Source organism: Bradyrhizobium sp. Ec3.3, from assembly GCF_000472925.1.
In the GTDB taxonomy this organism is placed as follows: domain Bacteria; phylum Pseudomonadota; class Alphaproteobacteria; order Rhizobiales; family Xanthobacteraceae; genus Bradyrhizobium.
In genome coordinates, this window is sequence record NZ_AXAS01000006.1 from 244,726 (window position 1) to 268,531 (window position 23,806).

Below are 23,806 nucleotides of genomic sequence, written 5' to 3' on the forward strand. Positions count from 1 at the left end.
CGGACATTTCCTGCAAAAAATTTCCGCAAGTCGTGTCGGGGCAGGGCATAGTGCATCGTCTTCATAATAAGAGAAAACAGGACGTACCCATGCTCTATGCCATCCTTTGCTACCACGATGAGGATTTCGTCGGCTCCTGGAGCAAGGAGCAGGACGAAGCCGTGATGAAAAAGCTCGCCGTGGTGCAGGACAAGCTCACCAAGCAGGGACGCCTCGGTCCCGTCGCGCGGCTCCTGCCCACCACGGCGGCGGCGACGCTGCGGAAGGAAGACCCGCCGCTGGTGCTCGACGGTCCCTATGCCGAGACCAAGGAGCAGTTGCTCGGCTTCTACATCGTCGATTGCAAGAACCTCGACGACGCGCTCGACGTCGCGCGCGATCTCGGCGCGGCCAATCCCGGCGGCGCCTATGAGGTGCGTCCCGTCGGTGTGTTCAGGCCGGGAGGGAATTTGACGTGAGCGAGACCGATGCCGCCTGGATCGAGACCGCGCTGACCTCGGCGCGGCCCCAGGCGGTGGGCGCGCTGCTGCGCTATTTCCGCGATCTCGATACCGCGGAAGAAGCGTTCCAGAATGCCTGCCTGCGCGCGCTGAAGACCTGGCCGCAGAACGGGCCGCCACGCGATCCCGCAGCCTGGCTGATCATGGTCGGCCGCAACGTCGCGATCGACGAGGTACGCCGCGCGCGCAAGCAGGAGCCGTTACCCGAGGACGACCAGGCGATCTCCGATCTCGACGATGCCGAAGGGAAGCTTGCCGAGCGGCTCGACGGCTCGCACTATCGCGACGACATTTTGCGGCTGATGTTCATCTGCTGTCATCCGGATCTGCCGGCGACACAGCAGATCGCACTCGCACTGCGCATCGTCTCCGGCCTCACCGTGAAGCAGATCGCGCGCGCCTTCCTGGTCTCGGAAGCGGCGATGGAGCAGCGCATCACCCGCGCCAAGGCCAAGATCGCCGATGCCGGCGTGCCGTTCGAGACACCCGGCGCGATCGAGCGCGGCGAGCGGCTCGCAGCCGTTGCCGCGATTGTCTACCTGATCTTCAACGAAGGCTATTCGGCGAGCGGCGACACCGCCGAGATCCGAAAACCCCTATGCGAGGAGGCGATCCGGCTGGCGCGGCTGTTGTTGCGGCTGTTTCCAGGCGAGCCGGAGATCATGGGGCTGACCGCGCTGTTGCTGTTGCAGCATGCGCGCAGCGCGGCGCGCTTTGCAGCCGACGGCTCGCTGATCCTGCTCGAGGATCAGAACCGCTCGCTGTGGAGCAGCACCATGATCGCCGAGGGGCTCGCGCTGATCGACAAGGCGATGCGCCATCGCAGGAGCGGGCCGTATCAGATCCAGGCGGCGATCGCGGCGCTACATGCCCGCGCCGCGACGCCCGAGGAAACCGACTGGGCGCAGATCGACCTGCTCTATGGAGCGCTCGAGCTCGTGCAGCCCTCTCCGGTGGTGACGCTCAACCGCGCGGTCGCGGTCTCCAAGGTGCGCGGCGCGGAAGCAGCGCTCGCGCTGATCGAGCCCCTAGCGCCGAAGCTTGCCAACTATTTCCACTTCTACGGCGTGCGCGGCGCCTTCCTGATGCAGCTCGGCCGCAACGACGAGGCCCGCGTCGCCTTCGACCGCGCGATTGCGCTCGCCAACACCTCGGCCGAGGCCGCCCACATCCGCATGCATCTCGATCGCCTGATCAGGGACAGCCAGCCAAAGGCGTCCAAAGAGGGCGCGAAGGCGAAGTGATGCCGTTGGGGTCATTCGGGGGCGATGCGAAGCATCGAATCCGGAATCTCGGGATTCCGGGTTCGGTCCTGCGGACCGCCCCGGAATGACACCAAAAAGTCGGCGAGAAAAATTCTCCCCGCACCTGTCGGTCTCGCACTGCTCCCTTCGTCCTTAGGCCAGTCGAAGGGAGCCCGTCATGCTGAAAGCTGTTGCCATTATCGCCCTTGTGCTTGCCGCCGGCATCGCCGGCATTCTGGTCTTCGCCGCCACCAAGCCGGACATGTTTCGCGTCGAACGCACGCTCGCCGTCAAGGCGCCTGCCGATGCCATTTACCCCCTGATCGCCGATTTCCAGCGCTGGACGAGCTGGTCGCCCTACGAAGGGCGCGATCCCGGCATGAAGCGCACCTTCGGCGGGACCGCGCAGGGCAGGGGCGCGACCTATGCCTGGGACGGGAACAAGGACATCGGCGCCGGACGCATGGAAGTTCTCGAAGCGAGCACACCGTCGAAACTCCGCATCAAGCTCGATTTCGAGCGTCCGTTCGAAGGTCACAACATCGCCGAGTTCACGTTTGTGCCGCAAGGCGGTGCAACACTGGTCACATGGGCGATGTACGGTCCGGCCCCGTTCCTGTCCAAGCTGATGCAGGTGTTCGTCAACATGGACAACATGATCGGCAAGGATTTCGAGACCGGCCTCGCCAATCTGAAGAAGCTCACCGAGAAGTAGAAGCCTCACGTCAAGGAGAGACACATGCTCAATCCATACCTGTTCTACCAGGACAAGTGCGAAGCCGCGTTCAACTATTATGCGCGCGCGCTCGGTGGAAAGGTCGAGGCGATGCTGCGCGCCTCCGACGCCCCTCCGGAGATGCCGGCTGCACCCGGCCGCGAAAAGACCATCATGCATGCGCGCATGTCGCTTCCCGATGGCAGCGTCCTGATGGCCTCTGACGCGCCGCCGGAGCATTCGCAGAAGCCGCAGGGCTTTGCGATTTCGCTGACGATCACCAACGTGGCCGATGCCGAACGCAAGTTCAACGCGCTCGCCGATGGCGGCACCGTCACCATGCCCTTCAGCAAGACGTTCTGGGCCAAAGGCTTTGGCATGTGCATCGACCAGTTCGGCATTCCCTGGATGGTGAACTGCCCGGCGGAAGGGATGTGATCCCGCAATTCGATCTGCTGCCAGGCGCTCGCTGCGTTCCCTTCTCCCCTTGCGGGAGAAGGTGGCGCATTCGATTGTCACCTGCACCGTGGATAGATTGCGGCGAGGTCGCGGCCCTTCAGCAGCAATAGCCGCGACGTCAATCCGCCGCGGCTTCTGATCCAGTCGCGCACCGGTGCCGGATAGGCCGCTAGCACCGCCTCGGAGGCCTCCGGCTCGGCATAGAAGCGGCCGCTCCGGTCAACCGAGCGGGCGGCGTGGAAGCCGAGCACCGCGCGCCTGGTGACGCAGATGCGCTCGCCGGGCACCAGACTCAGCACCAGCGTGCAGGCGGAGAGGCAGGGCCCGTCGATCACCACGCGCTCGCCGGACTCGCGCACCTGGTCGAACAGTTCGAGGAACGGCCCAACTCGTCCGCCCGGAGACTGGATGATGCGGATCTCAGCGGACGCGGGCGAGGCGACCAGCAATGCGAATGAGAGCATCCACGCCGTGACCAAGGTGATGCGTCGCATGCAGTGCTCCACAGGCTCGATATCGTAGGCTGGGTTAGCCGAAGGCGTAACCCACCATGCCGAGAGAGATGCGGTGGGTTACGCTTAACCCACCCTACGCAGCGGAACCTACCCGTTCCTCCGCTGTCCGCGCAGCGTCGGCAGGCCGATGCCTGCTGCATCGAAGCCGCCATCGACGGCCAAAATTTGGCCGGTAATGTAGCTCGATCGATCCGAGCACAGGAAAAAGATCGCCTCCGCGAGTTCCTCTTCCAGGCCATAGCGGTTGAGTGGGATGGCATCGTGATAGTCCGCGCGGATCTCCGGCGTGTGCACCTCTTTGGCCATCGCGGTATCGACCGGTCCGGGCGCGACCGCATTGACGCGGATGTTGAGCGCGGCGAGCTCGACCGCGAGCTGCTTCGTCAGATGCGCCAGCCCCGCCTTGCTCGTGCCGTAGGCCGAGCGCAGCGTCGAGGCGCGCACCGCCGAGATCGAGGTGATGTTGACGATGGCGCCGCCGCCGGCCTCGCGCATCAGGGGCACCGCGGCCTTGGTGCCGATGAAGGGCCCGGTGAGGTTGACCTCGAGCACGCGACTCCAGTCCTTGTCCGACGTCTCCATCAGCGGGGCGAACACCGCGATGCCGGCATTGTTGACGAGCGCATCGAGCCGGCCGAAGCGCTGTTCGACCGCCTTCATCGCCGCACCGACCGCCGCGCTATCGGAGATGTCGCAAGTCAGCGCCAGCGTCGTCTCGCCCTGGCCGATCGTGGCGACGGCGTGCGCCAGCAACTCTCCCTCGATGTCGAGCAGCGCCACGCGCCAGCCCTCTGCGAGGAATTTCCTGGCCGTCGCAAGGCCGATGCCGCGCGCGGCTCCGGTGACGAGGGCAACCTTTTGCTGGCTTGAAGTCATCTGCTAATCTGTCCTGTACCCGAAACGCCGGCCACCAGGGCGGACGGTCTTCGCGTCTTTTACTGCGCTTTCGCCCCCGCAAGAAAGGCCTCCGCATGCAGCCCACCGATCCTTCCGCGCTGGAAGAGTGGCGGCCAGGCGTCAAGACCCGCATGCTGGCGTCGGCCCGCTCCGGCGCCACCGCGCTCTGCATCTTCGAGCAGTGGGTCGACCCCGGCGCCGGCGCGCCGACGCACAGCCATTTCGTCGAGGAGGTGCTGACGGTGCGTGAAGGCGAGGCCGAGATCTGGCTCGAGGAGACGCGCGCAAGGGTGATCGCCGGCCAGTCGGTGCTGGTGCCCGCCGGGCGCAAGCACGGCTTCCGCAACGTGGGAACCGTGACGCTGCACGTCCACGCCGTGCTGGCGTCAGCGATCTTCGAGGCGCTGCCGGACGGCGGAAGCGAGATGACGCGGCGCTGGGAACCCGTCTCCGGATGAGGCTTACGCCTTCCGGCTGTCACCTCGCAAAAAATCTCCCTGCGCCTGTCGGGACCGCAACGCCCGATTCGTCTTATTCATGAGCGCCGGTGATCGCGGCCTGACATCAAGAAGAAAGCGGAGCAATGACGATGCGTTTCATGGTGATCGTGAAGGCCAACCGGGACACCGAAGCGGGCAAGATGCCGTCGACGGAGATGCTGGCCGCCATGGGCAAGTTCAACGAGGAAATGGCAAAGGCCGGTGTGATCGAGGCGGGCGAGGGCCTGCATCCGACCGTCAAGGGCGCACGTATCGGATATGGACGCGGCGAGACCAGCGTTACAAGCGGCCCGTTCGACCTCTCTTCCGACCTGGTTGCCGGCTTCTGGCTGATCAAGACCGCGTCGCTGGATGAGGCGATCTCCTGGATGAAGCGTGCGCCGTTCGAGCCCGGCTCCGAGATCGAGATCCGCCAGGTGTTTGCGGCGGAGGATTTCGGCGAAGCCTTCACGCCCGAGCTGCGCGAACAGGAAGAGCGGACACGCGCGGCAGCCGCGAAGAGTTAACCCCATCGTCATTCCGGGCCTGCGCCTCACGGCATCCCGGAGTAACGAAAAATAAGAGGATGCCCTATGCGATTCATGATGCTGATGATCCCGCTCGGCTACGAGACCGCGCCGAAGGACGTTCAACTCGATCCCGAGCGCGTCGCCGCCATGATGCGCTACAACGAGGCGCTCCAGAATGCCGGCGTTCTGATCACGCTCGACGGTTTGCATCCGCCCTCGGCGGGCGCGCGCGTCTCGTTTGCGACCGGCGAGCCGATCGTGACCGACGGCCCCTTTGCCGAGTCCAAGGAAGTCTTGGGGGGCTACTGGATGATCGAGGTCGCTTCGCGCGAGGAAGCGATCGCCTGGGCGAAGAAGTGCCCAGCCTCGCCCAACGAGATCATCGAGATCCGCCAGGTTCAGGAGATGGCCGACTTTTCGCCTGATGTGCAGGAGGCGGCTGCCGGCTTTGCCGAGCTGCGGAAAGGCAGCCAATCCGGCCGCTAGCCAGCGCGATTGCCTTTCGTCAAACAGTCAACGCAACGGAGGAGTGAAGCTCATGAGCACCAACGACACCTATCTCGCCGTCTTCCTCGGCAGCAAGGAGAGCGCGAAGATGGCCGCCTGGAATGCGCTGCCGGAAGCCGAACGCAAGGCGAAGGAGAAGGAAGGCATGGCGGCGTGGCATGCCTGGGTCCAGAAGCACCAGGGCGCGATCCAGGCCATGGGCGGCCCGCTTGGCAAGACCAAGAAGGTCGACGCCAAGGGTGTCGCCGACATCGCCAACGAGATGGGCGCCTTCACCGTGGTCAAAGCCGCCTCGCACGAGGCCGCGGCAAAAATGTTCGAGAACCATCCGCATTTCGCGATCTTCCCGGGGGAGCGGGTCGAGATCATGCCCGTGCTGCCGATCCCTGGTGGTTAGCCGATCTTCGGACACACCCACACGTCGTTCCGGGTTCGCGCTTTGCGCTCCCCGGAATGACGGTGTGTCTGGCCCCGGAATGACTGCGTAACCGTGGAAATACGGGGTTAATCAATCCCCGCCCGCGCTAGTGACCTTCGCGCCCGGCTCATGTAAAAGTCATTCACATGAGCTGGCGCAAGGACGAGCAGCGCCGCGCCGAGCGCGGCTATCATCACGGCAATCTGAAGGAGGCGTTGCTCCAGGCAGCGCTTGGGCTGATCGCCGAGAAGGGCGCGGCCGGCTTCACCTTTGCCGATGCCGCGCGGATGGCCGGCGTCAGCCCGGCCGCTCCCTACCGGCATTTTCGCGACCGCGACGAGTTGCTCTCTTCGATCGCCCAGCGTGGCTTCGAGCAGTTCGAGGCGCGCCTGACCGCCGCCTGGGACGATGGCCGCCCGGACACCGTCACGGCGTTCGAGCGCGTCGGCAAAGCCTATCTCGCCTTCGCGCGCGAAGAGCCCGCTTTCTATTCCGCAATGTTCGAATCCGGCCTGCCCGTCGACGCCAATCCGGCACTGATGGCAGCAGGCGAGCGCGCTTTCGGCGTCATTCGTGCGGCTGCAGAGCGCCTCGCAGCGTTGACGCCGCCGGGTACGCCGCGGCCGCCGGCGATGATGATGGCGCTGCACATCTGGTCGATGTCGCATGGCGTCGCCTCGCTGTTCTCCCGCGGCGATGCCGCCCGGCGCAAGCTGCCGATGACGCCGGATGAGCTGCTCGAAGCCGAGGTGCTGATCTATCTGCGCGGCCTTGGCTTCCCGATCGACCGTCGTACGGCGAAAGGCGCGGAGCCGCCGCCGGTGCCGCCGGAGGCATCCTCCGGTTCGGCCACCTCTCCGGGCGGCCCCTGGGGCAAGCTGAAATAAAGTTGCGCAAATAAATCGGCGGGCCTGTCTGGTGGCCGGCTTGACAAAACCGCGGGATCGGCTACCTATGTAAATGTTATTTACATTCACAACGGCGTGACAGCCGTGATGGAGATGGGAAATGGCCTACACCGCTGATGTCAATCGATGGCGCGGCCCCTCGGACGACCCCTACTACCGCCCCCACATGCTCGATACGCCCTGGCATCCCGGCTGGATTGCCGTGACCATCCTGGGCTTCATCATCTGGTGGCCGATCGGGCTTGCCCTTCTCTTTTTCACACTCGGGAGCAGAAGAATGTCGTGCTGGAGCCACCAGGATCGCTGGCAGAACAAGATGGAGAAGATGCAGTACCGGATGGACCGCATGCGCGACCGCATGGAGCGCCGCGGCTTCGGCTTTGGCTTCGGCCCGCCGTCTTCCGGCAACCGTGCCTTCGACGAGTACCGCACCGAGACTCTCCAGCGGCTCGAGGAAGAGCAGCGCGAGTTCAAGGATTTCCTGACGCGGCTTCGTCACGCCAAGGACAAGGAAGAGTTCGACCAGTTCATGGCGCAGCACAAGAGCCGTCCGACGCCGACGAACGAGCCGCCGACGCAGGGCTGATCTGATCCTCAAAGCCTTCAGGCGCACGCCCCCAAAAGTCCTGATGGCCCCGAGCCGCCCGCCTGCGAACCCCGCAGGCGGGCGGTTTGGTTTTGGGGTAGAACCCAATCTGCGCCAGCCCCGACTAAAGCCCTGACGGTGGGCATTCCGCAAGCCGCGAACAAGGCGCGAACGTGGACGAGGCTGAACGCGAACGGATGAAGCGATGTGCCTTGGCGCTGGATCGCGTAGCGACCGTCTGCCAGAAGGGCAGCTTGGGCATGCTCATCTTGCTCGTATTCTTTCCCAACTGGCCGGCCGGTTTCACGCCGGGGCAGGTGTTCGTCAGTTTCGTGCTGTACCAACTCGCATCCCTCGTGCTGTACCATGCATCGCAGCGGATCATCCCGGAGGCGTTGCACGCATGAGCGTGTTCAGGGTTTCCATCTTCTTCATCCTCTATGTCCTGCCGGTGCTCATCGCGCTCGGCGGCTGGCTCTATGCGCTCGGCGTGCGCAGGCAAGGGCGGCGAGGCGCACAGTAAGCTGCCGCTATTTCGCGCGCGCTGCGAGCTCCTCGGCCGCGCCTTTCGCGGCGCCGGGGCCGGCGTGCACGTGGACCTCTTTCGCAACGATCCGCTCGCCGCATTCGGAGCAGACCAGCACCGGATCGAACATCTTGCCGCAGCTCTTGTGCTGGTGAAGCATGGGGCGGCCGCGCTCGTCCACCATGTGAGTGTCGCCCCAATGCACGATCGCCATCACCACGGGATAGAGATCCAGTCCCTTCTGGGTGAGGATATATTCGTAACGCGTCGGATTCTCCTGATAGGGCGAACGCCTGAGCACGCCGAACCGGACGAGCTTCTTCAGGCGATCGGCGAGGATGTGCCGGGTGACCCCGAGCCGGGACTGAAACTCCTCGAACCGGCGCACGCGCAGAAAGCAGTCGCGCAGGATCAGCAGGCTCCAGCGATCGCCGATCACGGCCACCGTCCTGGCGACCGAGCACTGTTCCTGCTCAAGCGAATCCCACCGCATCCGGTCCGACCCCGAAAAAAACTGAAATTCCAATGCGTTCGTCGTGACTACGATACAAAATTCCAAAATGGAATGAAAGCCCGTGACGAGGCGACCACTTGCCTACGTCTAGGCAAAAATGACGAATTGGTATAAAGTTCTATTTCAGAACTAGTAAGCAATGGACTGCGGGAGTAGCGACCTAGGCTCCAAGCATTTCGGGAGGATGCGATGAAGACGGCAATCGTGATCGGTGTGGGCCCGGACCGCGGGCTCGGCGCCCAGCTCTGCAGGCGGTTTGCTGCCGACGGGCTCAAAGTGATCGTAGCGGGCCGGACCTCGTCCACGCTCGAGGCCGTTGCGAACGCTATCGAAAAATCGGGAGGACAGGCCGTTCCCTTCGTCGCCGACGCCACCAAGGAGAGCGACATCGCCGCGCTGTTCGACGCCGCCGGAAGCGACCTTGATCTCGCAATCTACAACGCCGGCAACAACACGCCCGGCAGGATCATCGAGATGGAAGCCGACTATTTCGAGAACGCCTGGCGTGTCGTCTGCTTCGGCGGCTTCCTGTTCGGCCGCGAGGCGATGCGTCGCATGGTGCCGAAGAAGACCGGCATGCTGCTATTCACCGGCGCCAGCGCCTCGCTGCGCGGGCGCTCCGGCTTTGGCGCTTTCAACTCTGCCAAGGCCAGCCTGCGCACGCTCGCCCAGGCGATGGCCAAGGAATATGCGCCCGACGGCATCCACGTCGCCCATGTCGTGGTCGACGGCGCGATCGCCGGCGACAAGATCATGAACCGCTTCCCCGATGCTGCGAGCCGGCAGGACAGCCTGATCAGCATCGAAGGCATCGTCGATGCGTTCGCCTTCCTCTACCGGCAGCCTGAACGGGCCTGGTCGTTCGAGCTCGACGTGCGGACGTCGAAGGAGAAGTGGTGAGGTCTTGTTCCTTGTCTCACCGATCAGGCGGCAGCCTTGTTCTTGATGGCTCCGACGATTGCGGTGAGGATCGCCCCGCCGGCGCCACCGGCGACGACTTGTGACACGACGCCACCAACGCTCAAGTTTCCAGATTCTGCTGCGGCCATGATCGACGGAAGCAGCAGCGTAATGACCTGGCCGAGCACTCCGCCGCCGACCAGACCCGAAATGACGTTTCCGGCCATTCCGAGATCAAATGTCGGCGAAGACTTGCCCGCGCCAATTCCACCAAGTGCGCCCGAGACGAGGTTGATCAGAATCTGTTCCATGCGGATCTCCCGTACGAGGTCGTCGGGCAGTTCGCCAGCCACTGCAGTCGTCTGACGAGCGGCCCACTCCCGCATCGTCAGGCGGCTTGTGGGCAAAGACAATAGAGTGTGTTGCCGATCGCCCGGTGAAATAAACCCTCGCGCGTGGCACAAGCTGCATAGGGGCGTTTTCAGCTCGGCACTGTCTGCCGAACGGCACTCTGGTAGGGTAGGCAAAGCGACTTGTCCGCCGTAGCTCAACGAGCGAAGGCGGAAGCGTGCCCACCTCGTCTGCTTCCGCAGAAGCGGTGGGCACGGCGCTTCGCGCCTGTGCCCACCCTACGAAGCTCTCAATACCCGGCGGCCAGTCCCGAGTTGCGGCGGGGATCGTTGGCGCCATAGTAGCGGTTGTTGCCGACCGGCTTGCCGTTCAGCGATGGCGCGCCGACGATGATGACCGCCAGATGGTTGGCCGGCTGCGGCGGGCCGAACTTGTGGCCCATGCCTTCCAGAATCTTGCGGGTGTCCGGCGACAGCGCATAGTCTTCGACATTGGTCAGGTCGGGCAGCCATTGCTGATGGATGCGCGGCATGTCGACGGCCTCCTGCGCATTCATGTCGTAGTCGATCGCGTTGATCATGGTCTGCAAGACAGCCGTGATGATGCGGCTGCCGCCGGGCGTGCCTACCACCATGACGGTCTTGCCGTCCTTGGTGACGATGGTCGGGCTCATCGAGGACAGCGGCCGCTTGCCGGGAGCAATGGAATTGGCCTCGCCCTGCACCAGGCCATAGAGGTTCGGCACGCCGACCTTGGCGGTGAAGTCGTCCATTTCATCGTTCAGCAGGACGCCGGTCTTGGCCGCCGTCACCTTGGCGCCGAACCAGTCGTTCAGCGTGTACGTCACCGAAACCGCGTTACCGTCCTTGTCCGCGATCGAATAGTGCGTGGTGTTGCTGCCCTCATGCGGCTCTACGCCCGGCTTGATGTCCTTGGAGATGCCAGCCTTGTTCGGATCGATCACGGCGCGGATCTTGGTCGCGTAATTCTTGTCGAGCAGACGATCGAGCGGGTTCTTCACGAAGTCCGGATCGCCGAGATAGCTGTTGCGGTCCACGTAAGCGTGGCGCATGGCCTCGATCTGGACGTGCACGGCCTGCGCGGAGTGATAGCCCAGCTCCCTCAGCGGATAGCCCTCCACGATATTCAGGATCTCGCAGATGATGACGCCGCCCGAGCTCGGTGGCGGCGCGGAGATCACGTGGTAGCCGCGATAGTCGCATTCGACGGGCGCGAGCTCGCGCGTCTTGTAGCCGTCGAGGTCGTCCTGCGTCAGCAGGCCTTTGCCGGCCTGGCTCGAGGCCACGATGGCGCTGCCGACCCAGCCCTTGTAGAAACCGTCGGTGCCTTTGCTGCTGATCTCGCGCAGGGTCTTGGCGAGCTCCGACTGCACCAGCTTTTCGCCCACCTGGAACGGCTGACCGTTGTTGAGGAAGATGGCGGCCGACGCAGGATCGTCCTGAAAATCCGCGGTGGAGGTAAGCAACAAGTCGATGTCGCCCTGGTCCAGCGCAAAGCCCTGCTCGGCGAGCTGGATCGCGGGGGCGAGCAGATCGGCGCGCTTCATGGTGCCGTACTTTTCGCGCGCATATTCCATGCCCGATACGGATCCCGGCACGCCAACGGCCAGGTGCCCGTTGGTCGAGATGCCCTTGATGACGTTGCCATCCTTGTCGAGATACATGTTGGCGGTCGCCCCCTTGGGCGCTGTCTCGCGGAAATCGAGGAAGGTCTTGCGGCCGTCGGCGAGCTCGATCGTCATGAAGCCACCGCCGCCGAGATTACCGGCTGCCGGATAGACCACCGCCAATGCGTAGCCGACCGCGACTGCGGCATCGACGGCATTGCCGCCGCGCTTGAGCACATCCACGCCCACCTGTGTTGCCAGATGCTGCGCGGACACCACCATGCCGTTTTCCGCGGCGACCGGCGCGACCGATGCCGCACGCGCGGGGCCGAATGTTGTGAGGCTGACCGAGACGATCGCGGCGACGATCCACCGCACGCCTGTTGCTGGTTTCTGCACGGGACGCTCCCTGGGCTGGGCCGGTGAATCCCGGCACATGTTGTTGTCGCCAAGAGAGCTACAGTTTGGGGCTCTAGCAAGGCGGAGGCGCGCGCACCACCGACCTCCAGATTAACCGAGCGATCCGGGAGCACAACGCCGCGAGGTTAGTTGGTCTCGCCCGGAAATTCGCTTGGCGTCACCCAAAAGCCGTAGCCGCAGAGGTCGAAGGGCCTGCGCCACTTGTCGATGTCGACCCCTGGCAGATGATAGTTTGCCTCGCCGGCCGCGATCGTAAAGCCCGATTTGGATTCGATCGCGTCGAGCAGGCGCGACTCGAGCTCCTGCCATCGCTTGCCATAGACTCTCTCGTCCTCGTCGTTTTTGCCGTAGCCGAGATAGCTCTGGTAGAAATTGGCCGCCGAGTTTTCGGCCGGCGGAACGTATTCGCCGGCGAGATTGATGTTGTTCCTTCCGGCGACGAGCGTGAGGCGCGCCTTGCCATCCGTCTTCGCTTGCGCCGGGTGCTTGATGAGCAGGGAGAATCCGCGGCCACACGCGAGCTCGAACACGATCTTGCCGTCCTCGACATAGGCGAGGATGTGCCCGTCATTTCTCTCGTCGTGGTAGGTCCAGCGGCCGGCTTGCGCGGCCGGTGCCGCCGTAATGCATGCCACGACGATGGCGGCAACCAGTTGGGCGGTCCTCATCTCTCCCTCCCTCGGAGCAATGTTCAACACAACGCAAGCTCGGCGCATGACGCTGTTTGGTGCGCCGTGCCGGGCGAATGGTTCAGAGAAGGCGCGGGACTGTCATTGCGAAGCAATCCAAAGTGCATCGCCGGCAAAACTCTGAATTGCGTCGCGCAGCCGAGGCGCGCGCTGACAGGCTCAATCGCGCTGTGACTTCGGTGGCGCCGCGCACTCCGCTCTGCTCCCTCCCCCCTTGCGGGGGAGGGCAGGGGAGGGGGTAGCCCAGGGGAAGGCGTATCCATCGTTGAGAAAACCTCGCGGAGGGAGTCCCCGTGGGGCACCCCCTCCCTGGCTTCCCCGCAAGGGGGAAGGGAACCGACCTTGCTCTGGGCTGACTGCGCTCCCCGAAAGACAATGGCTCCATGCGGGCGGAATGCCGCGCCCATCCCTGCCAAGCCCCTGGCCTGCCTTCCTTTCCGGCAGCCAAATGCGCCCGCGCTAACCCCGCATTAACTATCGGCGGCGTCTGGTAGGGTCGGCAAGTCGCGCCCAATGGCTTAGTCGAGGCCCTTAGTTTTGACATCTTGGCAGGGAAAGCAGACGGCCGGCTTTGGACGGGCCGCTGCAATCCAAAAAGACAAGGCTTTGCGCAGGCTTGGCGACTGCGCGCGACCCGCGCGGCTTTGGGGAACCGGCAGCCATTTTGCTCCCGGAGGACATGGAACGATCGCCTTGAGAGGATACTGCTTATGAATCCGGCCGACGTCGCTCAGTCAGCCCTGCCGGTTGCTGCTTCCGCCGACGTGTCGCTGATTGCGCTGTTCTGGCAGGCTCACTGGATCGTGAAAGGGGTCATGCTGGGTCTGTTGTCCTGCTCGGTCTGGGTCTGGGCGATCGCGATCGACAAGATCTTCCTCTATGCGCGCACCCGCCGCTCGATGGACCGTTTCGAGCAGGCGTTCTGGTCCGGCGAGTCGATCGAAGAGCTCTATCGCACGCTGTCGGCCAAGCCGACCCATTCGATGGCGGCCTGCTTCGTCGCGGCGATGCGTGAGTGGAAGCGCTCGTTCGAAAGCCACGCGCGCTCGGTCGCGGGCCTTCAGATGCGCATCGAGAAGGTGATGAACGTGTCGATCGCGCGCGAGATCGAGCGGCTGGAACGGCGCCTCCTGGTGCTCGCGACCGTCGGCTCCGCCGGCCCCTTCGTCGGCCTGTTCGGCACCGTCTGGGGCATCATGTCGAGCTTCCAGTCGATCGCGGCTTCGAAGAATACCTCTCTGGCGGTGGTGGCGCCCGGCATCGCCGAGGCGCTGTTTGCGACGGCAATCGGCCTTATCGCCGCCATTCCTGCCACTATTTTCTACAATAAGTTCACCTCCGAGGTGAACCGGCAGGCCCAGCGGCTCGAGGGCTTTGCAGATGAATTTTCAGCCATCCTGTCCCGTCAGATCGACGAGCGTGGGTGAGGGGCACTATAGTGAAGACCATCGTGGGCTCTAGATCATGGCGATGAACGTAGCCAGTTCGTCCGGTGGCGGCGGCCGCCGCAGCCGGCGCAAATCGGTCATGGCCGAGATCAACGTCACGCCGATGGTCGACGTGATGCTGGTGCTGCTCATCATCTTCATGGTCGCAGCGCCGCTGATGACGTCGAATATCGACATCGACCTGCCGGTCGCCAACGGCGGCAGGTCGATCTCCTCGAACGCGCCGCCCTTGACGCTATCGGTGAAGCGGACGACCGGCGGCTGCAATTCGAATGTGGAATTGTATCTCGGCGACAGTCCGATCTCGGCTGCGGATCTCCAGCCCAAGATCGAGGCGATCAAGGAGACGCGGTCCGACGCCGAACGGGTCGTCTATCTGCGCGGTGACAAGGACGTCTGCTACACCGACATGATGAAGCTGCTGGGGCAGGTGCGCGCCGCCGGCTTCAAGGCCAATATCGTGATTATCCCGGAGCAGGGATGAAGGTCAAAGTCGACAAGACTGTTGTTGCGTCGATTGTTCTCCACGTCCTCGTGATCGGCTGGGGGCTGATCTCCTTTAGCTCGCGCGCCCTCGAAGTGCCGGAAGAGTCCGTCATTCCGGTCGATATTTCATTGGATCAGCCGGCCAAGGCAACCGCCGGCGTGCAGACCGCCGAAAAGGACAAGCAGAAGCCCAAGGTCGACAAGGTTGCTCCGGAAGTGACGCCGCCCGAGGAGTCCCAGGGCAAGATCACGACCAAGAAGGAGCTGATCCAGACCAACACGACGCCTCCGCCGCCGCCGAAGGTGGTGGAGAAGCCCGTTGAGAAGAAGCCGGATCCGCCGAAGCCGGTTCAGGAAAGTAAGGCCAAGGAAGAGAGCAAGCCGGCCGACAAGAAGCCCGAGGAAAAGATCGATCCGATCGCCGACGCCTTGAACAAGCCGGAGAAGGAGAAGAAGCCGCCGCCGCCCAAGCAGCAGGAGGCCAAGCCCCAGCCGCCGAAGCCGAAGGACCGGCCGTTCAATCCGATGGACATCATGGCCAAGCTCGAGGACAAGCGCGATCCGACGCGGCACGAGATGACGGGCGCGACGCCGAATGCGACCAGTGCACTGGGAACGCAGAACGGCAAGGACACCGCGATCGTCGCGACGTGGAAGGGTGCGTTCGTCGCCGCCGTCAGGCGCTGCTTCAGATTCCCCTACAACGGGCAGGATGCGGATCAGTTCGAGGTCGATATCGACATCCAGATGCGTCCGGACGGCACGGTTGCCTCCTCGCCAACGATCGTCGCCGTGCGCGGACCGTCGCGCTCGGTCGGCACGGCGATGGCCGAGAGCGCAAAACGCGCGGTCGAGGAGTGCCAGGCCTATGCATTCCTGCCCAAGGCGCAATACGACACCTGGAAATACATTCCGATGACGTTCGGCCTCAAAGATATGCTGTAAGCGTGAAAAGACATAACTCAGATGAATAAGATGCGACTGCTTTCTCGACGTGGGTTCATCATCGCCGCAGGATCGACCGCCACCGTGCTGGCCGGCCGCTCCGCATTTGCGCAGGGGCGCCTCAAAGTCGACCCGACCGAATTCCAGCCGATTCCGATCGCGATCCCGAATTTCGTGGCAGGCTCGCCGTCTGACGGCGAGGTCGGCGCCGGCGTGACGCAGGTGATCACCAACAACCTGAAGCGCTCGGGCCTGTTCAATCCGATCGATCAGGCGGCTTATCTCGAGCGGATAACCAATATCGACGTCGCGCCGCAATTCCAGAGCTGGAAGCAGATCAATGCCCAGGCGCTGGTTACCGGCCGCATGACGCGCCAGCCGGACGGTCGGCTCAAGGCCGAATTCCGCCTGTGGGACGTCGTCTCGGGCCAGCAGCTCACCGGCCAGCAATATTTCACCTCGCCGGAATACTGGCGCCGCATCTCTCACATCATCTCCGACCAGATCTATCAGCGCCTCACCGGCGAGACGGGCTATTTCGACAGCCGCGTCGTCTTCGTGGACGAGAGCGGGCCGAAGGAGCGCCGCGTCAAGAAGCTCGCGATCATGGACCAGGACGGCGCAAATGTGCGCTATCTGACGCGCGGCTCGGACCTCGTGCTGACGCCGCGCTTCTCGCCGAACTCGCAAGAGATCACCTACATGGAGTTCGGCCAGGGCGATCCGAAGGTCTATCTCTACAACATCGAAACCGGACAGCGCGAAATCGTCGGCAATTTCCCCGGCATGACCTTTGCGCCGCGGTTCTCGCCGGACGGCCAGCGCGTCATCATGAGCCTCCAGCAGGGCGGCAACTCCAACCTGTTCGTGATGGATCTGCGCTCGCGCTCGACCACGCGCCTCACCGACACGCCGGCGATCGATACTTCTCCTTCGTACTCACCTGATGGCACCCGCATCTGCTTCGAGTCCGATCGCGGCGGCAGGCCGCAGATCTATGTGATGCCTGCGGGCGGCGGCCAGGCGCAGCGCATCTCCTTCTCGAAGGACGACACCAATGCCAGCTATTCGACGCCGGTGTGGTCGCCGCGCGGCGACTACATCGCGTTCACCCGGCAGGGCGGCGGACAGTTCTCGATCGGCATCATCAAGCCCGATGGCAGTGGCGAGCGCCTTCTCACCTCGGGCTTCCACAACGAGGGACCGACGTTCGCGCCGAATGGCCGCGTCGTGATGTTCTTCCGCGATCCCGGCGGCAATGGTGGGCCGTCGCTGTTCAGCGTCGACATCTCGGGGCGCAACGAGCAGCGCGTGCCGACACCGGGCTACGCATCCGACCCCGCCTGGTCGCCGTTGCTGTCCTCAACGTCAGGCCAGTAAACCGCCGGCAGCGCGCGTGTTCGCGCGCTCCTTTTCTCGCGGAAAATCTGCGAGCTTTGCTTTTCCGGCAAACATTCGTTCATCCTGAGCTGGGTAAAATTTTCCTAGTCAGTTGATTTGTCATATGAATTTTGATCGCACGCGTTGCAAAACAACGCGAACTTAACGATGTTCCCTCAGAAAGACTTCATACCGGCTGGGTAAAAGTACGCAGCAAACAGGGCGCGTACCACCGAAATGCAGCTCGCATCCGAGAGTGCAAAGACCGATCAGGAAGCCTCCCCGACGATTCGCGCGGCGTTGATCGATTCGCTGTTCCAAGACCCTGGCCCATTGTTCGCCGGCGCGCTTTGCGCTGCAGTTGCTGCACTGATGACGGCGTTGAAGACCGGGAACGTGTGGCTGTGGCCGTGCGTGGGGCTTTTGATACTAAGCGGCGCCGGCCGCGCCATTGATGTTGGCCAATTTCAAAATCAACGATCGAAGCTGTCGCCGAAGGATGTGATCGGGTGGGAAATTCGCTACCAGATCGGTGCGATGGCGTATGCTGCTGCGCTTGGGTTGTGGTGCATCATTGCATTGATCGGCAGCGACGACGCGGTGGCACATATGATCGCCACTTCGGTCACACTTTGCTACATGGCCGCCGGTGGTGCTCGTACCTATGGTCGTCCTTGGATCTTTCACATCCAAGTGCTGCTGGCGTGTGGCCCGCTCACGCTCGGATTGGCCTTGCAAGGCGGTCCATATTACATCGTGATGGCGTTCCTGAACGTACTGTTCTTCTTCGCCCTCAAGCAGCTTTCCACCAGTCTGCAGGCGATGTTCGTGCGCGCCTTGCTGGCCCGCGAGCGAGAGGCATCGCTTGCGAGCCAGTTCGATACCGCGCTGAACAATATGCCTCACGGATTATGCATGTTCCGCGCCGACGGCGTGCTGGCGGTGATGAATCGTCGCTTCGCCGATCTGATGGAGCTGTCGGACGATGTGGTCAAGCGCTGCGCTAGCGCCGCCAACATCATTTCCGCATGCGTTGCGTCAGGCGCGATCTCGGCGGAGAGCGGCAATCTGATCCTGTGCGAGATCGAGGACGCGAGGATCCGCGAAATCACCACCACCGACCCCGATCTGCAGCGCGGGCGGACCCTGTCCTGGACGTTCCAGCCGATGGCCGACGGCGGCACGGTCATGCTGATCGAGGACATCACCGAGCGCAAGAACGCCGAAGCCCGGATCAGCCATCTCGCCCGCTATGACGAGCTGACGACACTGCCCAACCGCGTCAATTTCCGCGACGAGATCGAGCGTCTTCTCGCGATTTCGCAGCATTCCGAGCGCCTTTCGGCGCTGCTGTTCGTCGATCTCGACCAGTTCAAGCAGGTCAACGACACGCTTGGCCACCCCTGCGGCGACCAGCTCCTGTGCGCGGTGGCGAACCGCCTGCGCGAGATGCTGCGCCCCGAAGATTTCGTCGCCCGCTTCGGCGGCGATGAGTTCGTCGTGTTCCAGCAGAACCTCAATTCGCCCGAGGATGCCGCGGCGCTTGCCCGCCGCATCGTCGAGCGGCTCAGCGAGCGCTACCGCATCGACAATCATCTGGTCGAGATCGGCGCCAGTGTCGGCATCGCACTGACCTCGCCCGAGGGCTCCAGCGCCGATACGCTTTTGAAGAATGCCGACATGGCGCTCTACCGCGCCAAGGCCGACGGCCGCGGCACCTTCTGCTTCTTCCGCGACGAGATGGCGGCAACCGTCGAGGCCCGCCGTATCCTCGAGCTCGATCTGCGCAAGGCGCTGGCCAACGAGGAGTTCGAGCTGTTCTACCAGCCGCTGGTCAATCTGAAGTCCGGCAAGATCACCACCTGCGAGGCCCTGCTGCGCTGGAACCATCCGGTGCGTGGCACCGTCTCACCGGTCGACATCATTCCGGTCGCCGAGGATATGGGACTGATCGTGGATCTCGGCCGCTGGATCCTGCGCCGGGCCTGCATGGAATGCATGAAGTGGCCGGAAGCGGTCAGCGTCGCCGTCAACTTCTCGCCGCAGCAATTCCACCAGCGCGATGTGCTCAGCGAGATCCGCTATGCGCTCGAGGTCTCAGGGCTCCCGGCCCATCGCCTCGAGATCGAGATCACCGAGTCCTCCCTGCTGCGCAATACGCAGCTCACGCATGACATCCTGTCGCAGTTGCACGCGCTCGGGGTCAGCATCTCGCTCGATGATTTCGGCACCGGCTATTCGAGCCTCAGCTACCTGCATAACTTCCCGATGCAGAAGGTGAAGATCGACCGCTCCTTCCTCGAAGGCATCGACACCGACCGGCCGCTGACGCTGCTGCGCGGCGTGGCGCGACTGTCCGCCGACCTCGGCATGTCAGTGGTGGTCGAGGGCATCGAGACCAACGAGCAGCTCGAACTGATCAGCGCCGACGGCACCATCACTGAGGGCCAGGGGTATCTGTTCAGCCGCCCTGTCCCAGCCGTGCGGATGCGCCAGCTGCTGAATGCCTCCCATGGCCGGCGCGGCGAGGATCATCTCCAGGTTGTCGGCTCGCGCTCCTTCGCCTGATATCTTTCTCTCCTCGCTAAAATGTCGATCGAGGCGCGAATCCGTAATTCTACGGGGTTAACCCTAAAATAGTGATTGTTTTGCTTAATCATTAAGGAGCTGTTAATAAATTGCCGCACGCGCCAAAGTTGTTGACGTTTAGGAGTATCGTATGGAGTCTGCCGCCGCCCAGCCTGTGGTCCCGGCGCGGACGTGGGATCCGATGGAAAATGTCGACTATCGGCTCGTGGAAACGCCGGAGGAGTGGGAAGAGGTCAATAGTCTCCGCTATCGGGCCTATCTGCGCGAAGGCGCCATCCTTCCGTCCGAGTCGGAGCGGGTTACTGACCGTTACGACGATCTGCCCAACAGTTTTACGTTCGCGGTCTACATTCGAGGAGAGCTGTACAGCTCGATCAGGATCAGTGTCCTGACCTCAAAGTGGCGCGATTCGCTCTCGTCGGAGATGTTCAGCGATCTGCTTCATCCTGAACTCGATCGGGGCAAGATTATCATCGACCCGACCCGCTTCGTGGCGGACCCTGAAAAGGTGAAGAAATTCCCGGAACTGCCGTATGTCACGGTGCGCCTTGGCTACATCGCCTGCGGTCATTTCAATGCGGATATCGGGCTTGCCAATGTTCGCGCTGAACACCGCGCGTTCTACCGGCGGGTCTTCCTGCAAGAGCCTTGGGGGCAGCCGCGGCTGTATCCCGGATTGATTAAGCCGGTCGGACTTATGGCGGCCCATTATCCGAGCATCCGAGAAAGGGTGTTCCATCGATTCCCCTTCATGCGATCCAGCGCCTTCGAGCGCCGAATGCTGTTTCAGCGCCGATCTGGAAGCAAACTTCCCCAGTTAGACGAGACCAAGAGCGCAGAGCTCGTGTCGCTTCAGGCGATGTCCTTGGGGGCCAAGTAGGCCATTCCAGGAGGTGTTCCTCAGTCGAGGCCCGGCCAGGTTTCCACGTCCGCAGCTTCTTTCCGATCTGAAGTGGCTTGCCTTCACCATCACGCCACATTTACAACCCATTAACCATCGCGGTTGCTTTTCGCCGATCGGGGGCATTTGACCGGCCGTAGCAACGTCCCATCAAGGTTGACGGAACGTTCGCTTAACCAACCCCCTGTAGACCGGACGGCAGTGGACTAACGTGAGCGTGGAGGCTCCGGAATGAAACATCCTATGCGTATCCTCCAGGGATTGAAGCTGGTCGCGGTGGTTGCCGTCGCGCTGTCGATGGGCGCCTGCGCCAACAAGAACCTTGCTTCGGATGCGATGGCCAACGCTGCTACGCCGGGCAGCCAGCAGGATTTCGTCGTGAACGTGGGCGACCGCGTGTTCTTCGAGAGCGATCAGACCGATCTGACGCCGCAGGCGATCGTCACGCTGGAGAAGCAGGCGCAGTGGCTCCAGAGCTATCCGCGCTACTCCTTCACCATCGAAGGTCATGCGGATGAACGCGGAACCCGCGAATACAATATCGCGCTCGGCGCGCGCCGTGCCCAGTCGGTCCGCTCGTTCCTGGCTTCGCGCGGCATCGACCCGAACCGCATGCGCACCATCTCGTACGGCAAGGAGCGGCCGGTCGCCGTCTGTAACGACATCTCCTGCTGGTCGCAGAACCGTCGTGCCGTCACCGTGCTGAACGCGAGCTCCTGAGCGAGGCGTCGTTCCGTCAAGGAAACCTGACCAAGGAAACCTGATTTGCCGGCGCCCCCTTGGGCGCCGGTTTCGTTTCACGGACCAAGTCATAGAAAGCCCTTGGTACCAGTCACATTTTTGGCGTACTCCCACTCTCAATGTTTCGCGCGGCGAGTTGTCCGCCGCGTGCCACGTCGCTTTCGTCGTCAGGGCAAGATGTCATCCAGATTCCAGGCTTTTACCGGCACCGTGGCGATCGCCGCGCTGCTTTCGCTGTGCTCGCCCGCCTTCGCGCAGTCGGACGATGCCGACCCGGAGATGCGGATCGAGCGGCTTGAGAACCAGCTGCGCCAGCTCACTGGCCAGAACGAAGAGCTGCAGTACCGCAACCGCCAGCTCGAGGAGCGCCTCCGGCAGCTCGAAGGTGGCGCGCAAGGAGCCCCCGGACAGGGGCCGGCACAGCCTAATGTCGCGGCTGCCCCGCCCATGCAACCCGCGCCGGGTTATCGGCAACAGCAGCAGCCGGTGCAGCAGCCAGCCTATGAGCCGCAGGTCGCTGCGCCCGCACCGATCGTGCAGGAGCAGCCGGCGCCGGGAGCGCCCGGCACCCGCCGGCGTGGCGATGCGTTCGATCCGAATCAAAATCCCAATGCCCCCGGTGCGCCGCGCGCGCTCGGCGGCGGTCAGCAGCCGATGGCGGCGGGAGCACCGGTCGGCGCGCCCGGCGGCCGCGGCGCCGGCGAGCCGCTCGACCTTGGCAACACCGGCGGACGCTATCCGCAAGCGGCAGCGCCGGCCGCGCAGCCCGGCTATCCGGCGGCGCAGCCAGGTTATCCGGCGCCGGCCGCAGGCGGCGGTCTGGCGACCCAGCCGCCCTCGCAATCGCCGCGCGACGAGTTCGACCTCGGTATCGGCTACATGCAGCGCAAGGACTATGCGCTGGCCGAGCAGACCATGAAGACCTTTACGCAGAAATATCCGAGCGATCCCCTGCTCGGCGACGCCCAGTACTGGCTCGGCGAGAGCTACTTCCAGCGTCAGCAATATCGTGATGCCGCAGAGGCCTTCCTCGCCGTCACCACGAAATATGACAAGTCCGCAAAAGCTCCGGACTCCCTGCTGCGGCTCGGCCAATCGCTGGCCGCGCTGAAGGAGAAGGAAGCCGCCTGCGCCGCTTTCGGCGAGGTCGGCCGCAAATTCCCGCGCGCCTCAGCCGGCGTCAAGGCCGCCGTCGATCGCGAGCAGAAGCGGGTGAAGTGCTAGCCGCTTTGCCTCATTGGAGCGTTTTCCAGCGAAGTGGACACCGGTTCGCGTGAAGAGCCACGTTCCGATTCAATCGGAAAGGAAACGGCTCTAGAGCGCTGACAATGCGGATGGCGCTGCGCTAAATAGGCGCGCCATCCTGCGGGCAGCGTCATGTCAGACGACGACAATTCTCCGATCTCGGCGCGCGAGGCGAAGCTGCTCTTCGCCGACTTAAGACGCGCGCCGGCGCTCGTGCTTGCGGTTTCGGGCGGGCCGGATTCCGTCGCGCTGATGTGGCTTGCCGCGCGCTGGCGCAAGACTCTCGCGAGAGGCCCACGGCTGATCGCAGTCACTGTCGATCATGGCCTCCGGCCGCAAGCGGCGCGCGAGGCGCGTGACGTCAAGAAGCTGGCGCAGTCGCTCGATCTGCCGCATCGGACGATGCGCTGGACCGGCGCCAAGCCGAAGACCGGTCTGCCCGCCGCCGCGCGCGACGCGCGCTACCGCCTGCTGATGCAGGCCGCGCGCGCGGCTGGAGCGAGCCATGTGCTCACCGCGCATACCCGTGACGACCAGGCCGAGACTTTGCTGATGCGATTGTTGCGCGGCAGCGGCATCGCCGGTCTGTCCGCGATGGCGCCCGTCACGGAGCGGGACGGGATCGCGCTGGCGCGTCCGCTGCTCGATGTGCCGAAGGCGCAGCTGATCGCGACCCTGAAGCGCGCCAATATCGCTTTCGCTGACGATCCAACCAACCGCGACACCGCCTTCACGCGCCCGCGGCTGCGGGCGCTTTTGCCGCAGCTTGCTGCCGAAGGCGGCAACGCGCGCAATCTGGCGCGGCTCGCGGCGCGGCTCGCCCGTGCCAATGCCGCCGTCGACGTGCTGGCCGACGGCGCCGAGCGCTTTCTCGCTCTGAGGGATCGCGATCGCCCGCCGCCCGATGCGCCTGCGCGAAGCTTCGAAGTCTCGACCTTCGCCACACTGCCCGAGGAGGTGCGTTTGCGGCTCCTGATGCGGGCGATCGACGCTGTCGGGCGCGAGGGGCCGGCGGAACTTGGCAAGGTCGAGTCCCTTTTGGCGGTCCTCGACCGCGGTATTGCCGAGCGCATGGGCCGTCGCGCCGTCGGAACCAGTCGGCCGCACGTCAAGCAGACGCTCGCCGGGGCCCTCATCAGCCTGTCCCGGGGGCGCATCCTGATCGAGCCGGCGCCGGCCCGGCGTGTCAGGGCCGGATCATGACACCGGCTCGCTCGCCTTGCCCCTCAGGACACCTTAACCAGGCTTAACCAGGCCGGAAAAACCCAGCCTGCCCCGCCATTATT

27 protein-coding genes are annotated in these 23,806 nt (G+C 63.8%); 21 read left to right on the forward strand and 6 right to left on the reverse strand.

What is annotated here, in order from left to right; all coding sequences use genetic code 11:
- Nucleotides 1-89: 89 nt before the first annotated feature.
- From YUU_RS0107735 to YUU_RS0107750, 4 genes are all read left to right on the forward strand, one after another.
- Nucleotides 90-458: a YciI family protein gene (locus YUU_RS0107735; RefSeq protein WP_027521886.1), complete on the forward strand. Its 369-nt coding sequence runs from the start codon at nucleotides 90-92 to the stop codon at nucleotides 456-458.
- On the forward strand, nucleotides 455-1,744 hold the full coding sequence (locus tag YUU_RS0107740; protein ID WP_027521887.1) for an RNA polymerase sigma factor: 1,290 nt from the start codon (nucleotides 455-457) through the stop codon (nucleotides 1,742-1,744). Before YUU_RS0107735 ends, YUU_RS0107740 begins: the two co-directional genes overlap by 4 nt.
- 178 nt (nucleotides 1,745-1,922) lie before the next feature.
- Complete coding sequence (locus YUU_RS0107745) at nucleotides 1,923-2,459, forward strand: SRPBCC family protein (protein ID WP_027521888.1); 537 nt, start codon at nucleotides 1,923-1,925, stop codon at nucleotides 2,457-2,459.
- 24 nt (nucleotides 2,460-2,483) lie between these two features.
- Nucleotides 2,484-2,897: a VOC family protein gene (locus YUU_RS0107750; RefSeq protein ID WP_027521889.1), complete on the forward strand. Its 414-nt coding sequence runs from the start codon at nucleotides 2,484-2,486 to the stop codon at nucleotides 2,895-2,897.
- 77 nt (nucleotides 2,898-2,974) lie between these two features.
- On the opposite strand, the gene YUU_RS0107755 is transcribed toward YUU_RS0107750, so the two are convergent.
- On the reverse strand, nucleotides 2,975-3,412 hold the full coding sequence (locus tag YUU_RS0107755) for a hypothetical protein (RefSeq protein WP_027521890.1): 438 nt from the start codon (nucleotides 3,410-3,412) through the stop codon (nucleotides 2,975-2,977).
- 108 nt (nucleotides 3,413-3,520) lie between these two features.
- On the reverse strand, nucleotides 3,521-4,309 hold the full coding sequence (locus YUU_RS0107760) for an SDR family NAD(P)-dependent oxidoreductase (protein ID WP_027521891.1): 789 nt from the start codon (nucleotides 4,307-4,309) through the stop codon (nucleotides 3,521-3,523).
- Between the two features lie 95 nt (nucleotides 4,310-4,404).
- On the opposite strand from YUU_RS0107760, the gene YUU_RS0107765 reads away from it, so the two are divergent.
- From YUU_RS0107765 to YUU_RS0107795, 7 genes are all read left to right on the forward strand, one after another.
- A complete protein-coding gene (locus YUU_RS0107765) occupies nucleotides 4,405-4,788 on the forward strand; it encodes a cupin domain-containing protein (protein ID WP_035661480.1) in 384 nt (127 codons plus the stop codon).
- Nucleotides 4,789-4,919: 131 nt separating this feature from the next.
- Nucleotides 4,920-5,336: a YciI family protein gene (locus YUU_RS0107770; protein WP_027521893.1), complete on the forward strand. Its 417-nt coding sequence runs from the start codon at nucleotides 4,920-4,922 to the stop codon at nucleotides 5,334-5,336.
- A 66-nt stretch (nucleotides 5,337-5,402) separates the two neighbouring features.
- Nucleotides 5,403-5,825 (forward strand): YciI family protein, encoded by a 423-nt coding sequence (locus tag YUU_RS0107775; RefSeq protein ID WP_027521894.1) that lies wholly within the window; start codon nucleotides 5,403-5,405, stop codon nucleotides 5,823-5,825.
- 52 nt (nucleotides 5,826-5,877) lie between these two features.
- Nucleotides 5,878-6,243, forward strand: coding sequence for a hypothetical protein (locus YUU_RS0107780; RefSeq protein WP_027521895.1), 366 nt, complete (start codon nucleotides 5,878-5,880; stop codon nucleotides 6,241-6,243).
- Between the two features lie 167 nt (nucleotides 6,244-6,410).
- Entirely contained in the window at nucleotides 6,411-7,151 is a 741-nt protein-coding gene (locus tag YUU_RS0107785; protein ID WP_027521896.1) for a TetR/AcrR family transcriptional regulator, read from the forward strand.
- Nucleotides 7,152-7,272: 121 nt separating this feature from the next.
- Nucleotides 7,273-7,758: a DUF2852 domain-containing protein gene (locus YUU_RS0107790; protein ID WP_027521897.1), complete on the forward strand. Its 486-nt coding sequence runs from the start codon at nucleotides 7,273-7,275 to the stop codon at nucleotides 7,756-7,758.
- A 173-nt stretch (nucleotides 7,759-7,931) separates the two neighbouring features.
- On the forward strand, nucleotides 7,932-8,165 hold the full coding sequence (locus YUU_RS0107795) for a hypothetical protein (protein WP_156944155.1): 234 nt from the start codon (nucleotides 7,932-7,934) through the stop codon (nucleotides 8,163-8,165).
- Nucleotides 8,166-8,288: 123 nt separating this feature from the next.
- On the opposite strand, the gene YUU_RS0107805 is transcribed toward YUU_RS0107795, so the two are convergent.
- Nucleotides 8,289-8,777 (reverse strand): helix-turn-helix domain-containing protein, encoded by a 489-nt coding sequence (locus YUU_RS0107805; protein WP_027521899.1) that lies wholly within the window; start codon nucleotides 8,775-8,777, stop codon nucleotides 8,289-8,291.
- 210 nt (nucleotides 8,778-8,987) lie between these two features.
- Here YUU_RS0107805 and YUU_RS0107810 point away from each other — a divergent pair, with 210 nt between their 5' ends.
- On the forward strand, nucleotides 8,988-9,698 hold the full coding sequence (locus YUU_RS0107810) for an SDR family NAD(P)-dependent oxidoreductase (RefSeq protein WP_027521900.1): 711 nt from the start codon (nucleotides 8,988-8,990) through the stop codon (nucleotides 9,696-9,698).
- Nucleotides 9,699-9,721: 23 nt separating this feature from the next.
- Here YUU_RS0107810 and YUU_RS0107815 read toward each other — a convergent pair whose 3' ends face one another.
- From YUU_RS0107815 to YUU_RS0107825, 3 genes are all read right to left on the reverse strand, one after another.
- A complete protein-coding gene (locus tag YUU_RS0107815; protein ID WP_027521901.1) occupies nucleotides 9,722-10,009 on the reverse strand; it encodes a hypothetical protein in 288 nt (95 codons plus the stop codon).
- A 329-nt stretch (nucleotides 10,010-10,338) separates the two neighbouring features.
- Nucleotides 10,339-12,075: a gamma-glutamyltransferase gene (ggt, locus tag YUU_RS0107820; protein ID WP_027521902.1), complete on the reverse strand. Its 1,737-nt coding sequence runs from the start codon at nucleotides 12,073-12,075 to the stop codon at nucleotides 10,339-10,341.
- Between the two features lie 146 nt (nucleotides 12,076-12,221).
- Complete coding sequence (locus tag YUU_RS0107825) at nucleotides 12,222-12,764, reverse strand: hypothetical protein (protein WP_027521903.1); 543 nt, start codon at nucleotides 12,762-12,764, stop codon at nucleotides 12,222-12,224.
- 731 nt (nucleotides 12,765-13,495) lie between these two features.
- Between YUU_RS0107825 and tolQ the strand changes: the two genes are divergently transcribed.
- From tolQ to tilS, 9 genes are all read left to right on the forward strand, one after another.
- A complete protein-coding gene (gene tolQ, locus YUU_RS0107830) occupies nucleotides 13,496-14,212 on the forward strand; it encodes a protein TolQ (protein ID WP_027521904.1) in 717 nt (238 codons plus the stop codon).
- Nucleotides 14,213-14,249: 37 nt separating this feature from the next.
- On the forward strand, nucleotides 14,250-14,717 hold the full coding sequence (locus YUU_RS0107835) for a biopolymer transporter ExbD (RefSeq protein WP_027521905.1): 468 nt from the start codon (nucleotides 14,250-14,252) through the stop codon (nucleotides 14,715-14,717).
- Nucleotides 14,714-15,664 carry a cell envelope integrity/translocation protein TolA gene (locus YUU_RS0107840; RefSeq protein WP_027521906.1) on the forward strand — a complete coding sequence of 317 codons (951 nt, stop codon included), beginning with the start codon at nucleotides 14,714-14,716 and terminating at the stop codon, nucleotides 15,662-15,664. Before YUU_RS0107835 ends, YUU_RS0107840 begins: the two co-directional genes overlap by 4 nt.
- Nucleotides 15,665-15,685: 21 nt before the next feature.
- Nucleotides 15,686-17,044: a Tol-Pal system beta propeller repeat protein TolB gene (gene tolB, locus YUU_RS0107845; RefSeq protein WP_027521907.1), complete on the forward strand. Its 1,359-nt coding sequence runs from the start codon at nucleotides 15,686-15,688 to the stop codon at nucleotides 17,042-17,044.
- 237 nt (nucleotides 17,045-17,281) lie between these two features.
- Entirely contained in the window at nucleotides 17,282-19,612 is a 2,331-nt protein-coding gene (locus tag YUU_RS0107850) for a bifunctional diguanylate cyclase/phosphodiesterase (protein WP_027521908.1), read from the forward strand.
- Between the two features lie 151 nt (nucleotides 19,613-19,763).
- The gene (locus YUU_RS50220) at nucleotides 19,764-20,513 is read left to right on the forward strand and encodes a hypothetical protein (RefSeq protein WP_084801343.1); all 750 of its coding nucleotides are present in this window, start codon (nucleotides 19,764-19,766) and stop codon (nucleotides 20,511-20,513) included.
- Nucleotides 20,514-20,765: 252 nt separating this feature from the next.
- Nucleotides 20,766-21,254: a peptidoglycan-associated lipoprotein Pal gene (gene pal / locus YUU_RS0107860; RefSeq protein ID WP_027521909.1), complete on the forward strand. Its 489-nt coding sequence runs from the start codon at nucleotides 20,766-20,768 to the stop codon at nucleotides 21,252-21,254.
- 198 nt (nucleotides 21,255-21,452) lie between these two features.
- Nucleotides 21,453-22,499, forward strand: coding sequence for a tol-pal system protein YbgF (gene ybgF / locus YUU_RS0107865; protein WP_027521910.1), 1,047 nt, complete (start codon nucleotides 21,453-21,455; stop codon nucleotides 22,497-22,499).
- Nucleotides 22,500-22,652: 153 nt separating this feature from the next.
- The gene (tilS, locus tag YUU_RS0107870) at nucleotides 22,653-23,723 is read left to right on the forward strand and encodes a tRNA lysidine(34) synthetase TilS (protein WP_027521911.1); all 1,071 of its coding nucleotides are present in this window, start codon (nucleotides 22,653-22,655) and stop codon (nucleotides 23,721-23,723) included.
- Nucleotides 23,724-23,806 lie beyond the last annotated feature (83 nt).